This window comes from Flectobacillus sp. (assembly GCF_049240685.1).
In the GTDB taxonomy this organism is placed as follows: domain Bacteria; phylum Bacteroidota; class Bacteroidia; order Cytophagales; family Spirosomataceae; genus Flectobacillus.
In genome coordinates, this window is the sequence record NZ_JBMLSD010000028.1 from 1 (window position 1) to 5,002 (window position 5,002).

The following is a 5,002-nucleotide window of genomic DNA, read 5'->3' on the forward strand; positions in this document are numbered from 1 at the left end:
CACTCATTTTTTCTTAGGCTTTTAGCCTAAATCCAGTATCCAAATTGTCGAATCAACTTGGCTAGGTATTGAACTCCTGAAGTCTAAAATGCCTTGTGCAGAGGTACGGACTGTTAATAAAATAAAACCTATTTATTAAATTATTCATTCTTAACTCCAGACAGAAGCCCATGTTGAAATTTATTACTAATTTCAACATGGTCTTATTAATTCCTCAAAAGATGCTCTTAGATGAAATATACACCTCATTCCCTATTTGCCCTTACTTCTGGGCTTTTGTTAGCTTTGGGTATTATATTTGCCTCGCGAACATTTGATATTATCTTACACGATTCCTTTTACGTAATAGGATATCTTCCCATCTCCATCTCATTTAGCCTCATTTCAGGATTGATGGCGCTAATCTATTTTATACTACAAAAAACTAGAAAACGTGTGAATCATAGGACAGGTTTTTGGCATTGGGGTCTTTTTAATTTTGGATGGGTGCTTTTGGCCATTTCATTCAATTTGGAACATGTGATCAAAAATAATTATGAGGTCGAAAATTTAATTACTGGGTTATTGTTAGGTAGTCTAACGACATTTTCGATAAGTTTTCTAACCTTCGCTTATGGAGTTTTTAAAGCTATAAATAATGATAAGAGTTCATAAAAAATGAGTTATTTTACTCACTAACTTAACATTTATCTTATAGTTTCTTTTTGAAAAATGGCATTTATTCTTGGTTGGATAACCCACACTCCAATAAAGAAAAACCAGATGAGTAATACTTCTCCCCAATAATCAAATAGGTCTACATTTTCTTGACGCTCAACTGTTTTGAGTCCCTTAGCGATAAAATTTATACAATAGGATATACAAAACATAGACAACAAATGAAAAGGAATAATAAAAAAGAATAGGGCAATGTGAGGCTCGTTAAACTCTATCCTGTTAGAGATTATTAGATACCCAAAAACAATGTAACTAATTGGAAAAACAAGGAGGAATTTGAACTGTGTCAAACCCATTTTGGCTGTAGAGGGTAATTTTTGGTAAAGACTAATACCAACTGAATAAAACCATCCCAAATAGTTGCCAAGGGAAAATAATGTTAAAATTGGGTAAAAATAGGAAAAACAAAAAAGTTGATTGGTCTCATTTTTTATCAAGATGCATACCAATGTTGTAAGAAGAACGATGATTGGTAAAAAGGCAATCCCGAAAAGTTGCCAATGTTTAAGTGTTAGAAACAATTTCATTTGGAGTATAGTTATTTAACGTTAGTAGAAGCGTGAAAATCTTTTCTAATTTAGAGATTTCATAAGCTAAACCCAAATAAATAAAGTTTTAATTGTTATTTTTTATTCTAAATTAAAGAAATAGATTTAAAGTAAGAAAGTTTTGGACAAGCAACTCTAGGATAGAATCCTAAGAAATGGTGGGTGCTGGATAGGAATCCAGCACCAGCGAGGGATTCCAGCACCAGCATTGGAATCCAGATTCAACGAGAGAATCCAGCACCAGCGAAAATTGTCTTTAGTATCTGCCTAATTTTGCCAAGGGCCGCTTCGTTTTACTTGATAAAACTTTGTTTGGTCAAAATTATACAATCCTTGACCAGTGCCCCACCATACTTTACCTGATTGATCTTGAAAAATGCTTTGGACACAACAGGTAAGCCCGTTTGCCGAAGTAAATACACTAAAAGCCTTAGCATTTGGTAATGAAATGGATGGATTAAATCTGGTGGTGCTACCTCTGGCAGTTATCCAGATAATCCCTGATTTCTCTATCAATATGCCCCAAAACTCCGTTCCGCCCAAACCATCTTTTGCGGTATATTCGGTAAATGATTTTCCATCGTATTTACATATTCCATTTTTAAAAACAAACCACATATTTCCTGATGGATCCTGCGCAATTCCTCCTGCATAGTTTTCTCCCAGTAGGGCTTTTTCATTGAAATTTGTGATGGTTTTTCCATCATATTTAAAAACGCCTTGATTGGACGATGCAAACCAAATATTTCCAGATTTATCTTCAAATATATCAGCTGTGTTGATTTCTGGTAGCAATGAAAATACAGTAAAGCTTGGCTTTCCTTGTTGGTCAGCCTCGGCATCATATTGATACACACCTCGATGAGTGCCTACCCAAATTTTACCAGATTTATCCACTAGGATACTTCGGCGACTGATATCTATATGCTGAAGTCCATCTTTTTGATTATAACTTCTAAAGATTTTACCATCATACTTATAAATACCTTGGTCTGTTCCAAACCACATATTTCCTTGACGGTCTTCATTGATGGCAAAAACGCTATTTGAGATAAACCCTTCTGAGTTTGAAAAGTATTGCAAGTTTTTTTTGTCATAGCGAACTACGCCATCTTCTATGGTTCCAAACCACATATTACCTCTCGAATCTTGAAAGATACTTCTGATGTACTGACTTACTAAAGTAGTATCGAAATCTGGCGCTAAACCATTGGTCTTGAAGGATTTAACAACGGTAGGTGCTGAGTTATTTTCTTGCGTTTTCCATTGTCCAAAACAAGAAGATAATAGTGTAAATAAGCTAAATGTGATTGTTGTTTTGAAGGAGGTCATTTGGATTTTGAAGATTAGAGGTTCATGATGGACAACTTTCTACAATTTAACAAAGTAATTTTTTCTATTCAAAGAAAGCTCAATATTTTGGAAATTGTACAAGCTATAAAAAATAAAATCGGGTCAATAATTAATCTAATACCTCACTGAACCGAAGAGCATTAAGTATCCAAAAAGCACTAAAATTATATAGAGCTTTTTATAAAAGGCTTGCCTTGTAATGCCTGAATAAGCGTGCTTATGGAGAGAAGCCCGTATATGAGGGCAAGCCCTATTGTAAGTTTGGTATCTTTTAAGAAATAGTATGAAACGATTGGTAATATTTGTAAAGCATGCATTCCGATAAAGTGTGCAACTCTCAAATCTCCAACCGTTTTACTCCATGCTATAATCCAGATATTGGAGTTATCGTTAATCGCACCCACACTGTGATTAAGTCTGGAGCCCATAGCGAAACCTTCAAATGAGAATATCACAAAAAGTACAATGCCCAGTCGGATTGCCCAAAGGTAATAGGTCGGTAACATTGGGAAATCATCTTTGAGAAACAAGAGGCCGATATAGGCAGTGTAAAGAGTAACCATAGTAGCGGCGATGGCCATTAAACCATACAGCATGCTATAAACTGGCGTCGATAAGTTATAGTGTGAAAGTTGCCCTTTACTTGCTTGTAATGCAATATAAATAAGTTCAAAGCTCCATAAAACGACAACAGTCCAGTTGAACAAACTCAAATTAAAATTGGGTAAATAATAGCAATACCATGCCATCGTCCATGAATATACGCCCAATGAAATCGCAAATTTAAGAGGCTTGTACCATGCGCTTATGCCGTAGATTTTCAATGGAGAAATTGCCGATAGCAATAAAAATAAAACTCCAAACCAAAGGCAGACTTGACCAAAATAAAATAAGACCTCATTTCGATTCTTTATTTCTTGAATAAATTCCATCATATTTTTAGACTCGCTAAGATTTATTAATTTTTTATCATGCTGGGTTTTTGGCCCTTACTTACTAAATAGAATTGTTCTGACATGCCATAAAGGTTCGTCCCATCGGTATTATTTAAGACGATAATGCAGCGCTGGTCCTCGAGGGTATGTATCCAGTTTGAGTTTGCACCTAGAATCCCACCAGTGCGATAAATAAAGGGTTTGTTGAATGTCCCATATCCATCGGCGTACCATACGCCAAAAGCAGCATTTCCAAGTTTTGGGTTTGGTTTGATAAGTAGCTTTGTGTTAGCAGGGCTGAGTAATTTCTCTTGAAAGATTCCCTGATCAAATTTGAATAAATCTTCGGCACTTGAGTACATGGCACCCGCACCAAAGAAATTTTCGGCAAAATACGGTTCATCTTTCTTGAAGGTTTTGGTGCTGTCATTGATAGAATAGGAATCTACTAACCCCTTGGGTTTGTATTTATCACTGATCAATCCAGAATGACACATTTTTAAAGGTATTAGGATTTGCTCTTGGAGGACTTTCAAAAAGGATTTTTGGGTGATATTCTCAATTATTTTAGTCAAAATTATATACTCCACATTGCTGTAGATACTTTTCTCCCCTGGTTTCTCGACGATATCTTCACTACAATATTGATTTATAAAATCATCAAGAGACAACCGCTTCTTGTAGGGTTGCATGCCAATATTACCCATTTTGTCAGGAATTCCTGAGCTGTAGGTTAGTAAATTTTCGATGGTTGCTACATTTTTTGCATTGCCTTTGTAAGTCGGGAAATATTTGCCGAAAGGGGTCTTCAAATCTATTTTACCTTTTTCGTAAAGTTGTAAAATCAGTACTGCCGTAAATGCTTTAGTCATAGAGGCTATTCTGAAAGTTGAAAATTTAGAAATTTTTGAATCAGTCTCTCGGTTAGCAATACCAATGCCTTGTAAAACCTCTATTTTACCACCCTTCGATACAAGTACCGTTCCATTAAAGTTTTGCTTAGTTTGGTAATAGTTTAGCACCTCATCAAAGGTTTCTTGTTGTCCAAATGTACATGATGTAATCAGAATCAGGAGGCAAATTGAAAGATATTTCATTGGAAAGGGAGTTATATGAGCTTGGAAAGGATAAAGTTAATACCTGATAATTTCAGTGCATTATAGACAAATTGTTTAGCTTCGATTTTGCTTGAGATGTGCTATGTAATCGAGAGCACTGTTCTGGTTATAGTCCTTTCCATCTAGCTGCTCTTTTATTAGATACGTACCGAAATTTTGTAGCCTAATATTTTTGCCAGTCTGAATTAAATTTAACTCTGAACAAGTAACACATTCAACCACCAACCAGTTTGTTTGTACGGCATGGTCATCTATGTCTTTGATAATGAACTCAATCATACTACTACATCCAGTGCATACTTGTTCAATTATTTCTACTTTTTTTTGAGAC

4 protein-coding genes are annotated in these 5,002 nt (G+C 35.2%); all 4 read right to left on the reverse strand.

The window, feature by feature from the left end; all coding sequences use genetic code 11:
- Nucleotides 1-1,532: 1,532 nt before the first annotated feature.
- The gene (locus ACOVQ4_RS01445) at nucleotides 1,533-2,597 is read right to left on the reverse strand and encodes a ligand-binding sensor domain-containing protein (protein ID WP_421818886.1); all 1,065 of its coding nucleotides are present in this window, start codon (nucleotides 2,595-2,597) and stop codon (nucleotides 1,533-1,535) included.
- A 185-nt stretch (nucleotides 2,598-2,782) separates the two neighbouring features.
- Entirely contained in the window at nucleotides 2,783-3,553 is a 771-nt protein-coding gene (locus ACOVQ4_RS01450; RefSeq protein WP_421818887.1) for a hypothetical protein, read from the reverse strand.
- 23 nt (nucleotides 3,554-3,576) lie between these two features.
- Nucleotides 3,577-4,650 carry a serine hydrolase domain-containing protein gene (locus ACOVQ4_RS01455; RefSeq protein WP_421818888.1) on the reverse strand — a complete coding sequence of 358 codons (1,074 nt, stop codon included), beginning with the start codon at nucleotides 4,648-4,650 and terminating at the stop codon, nucleotides 3,577-3,579.
- A gap of 75 nt (nucleotides 4,651-4,725) precedes the next feature.
- Nucleotides 4,726-5,002: hypothetical protein (locus tag ACOVQ4_RS01460; RefSeq protein ID WP_421818889.1), on the reverse strand; the 277-nt coding region annotated here is incomplete at its 5' end.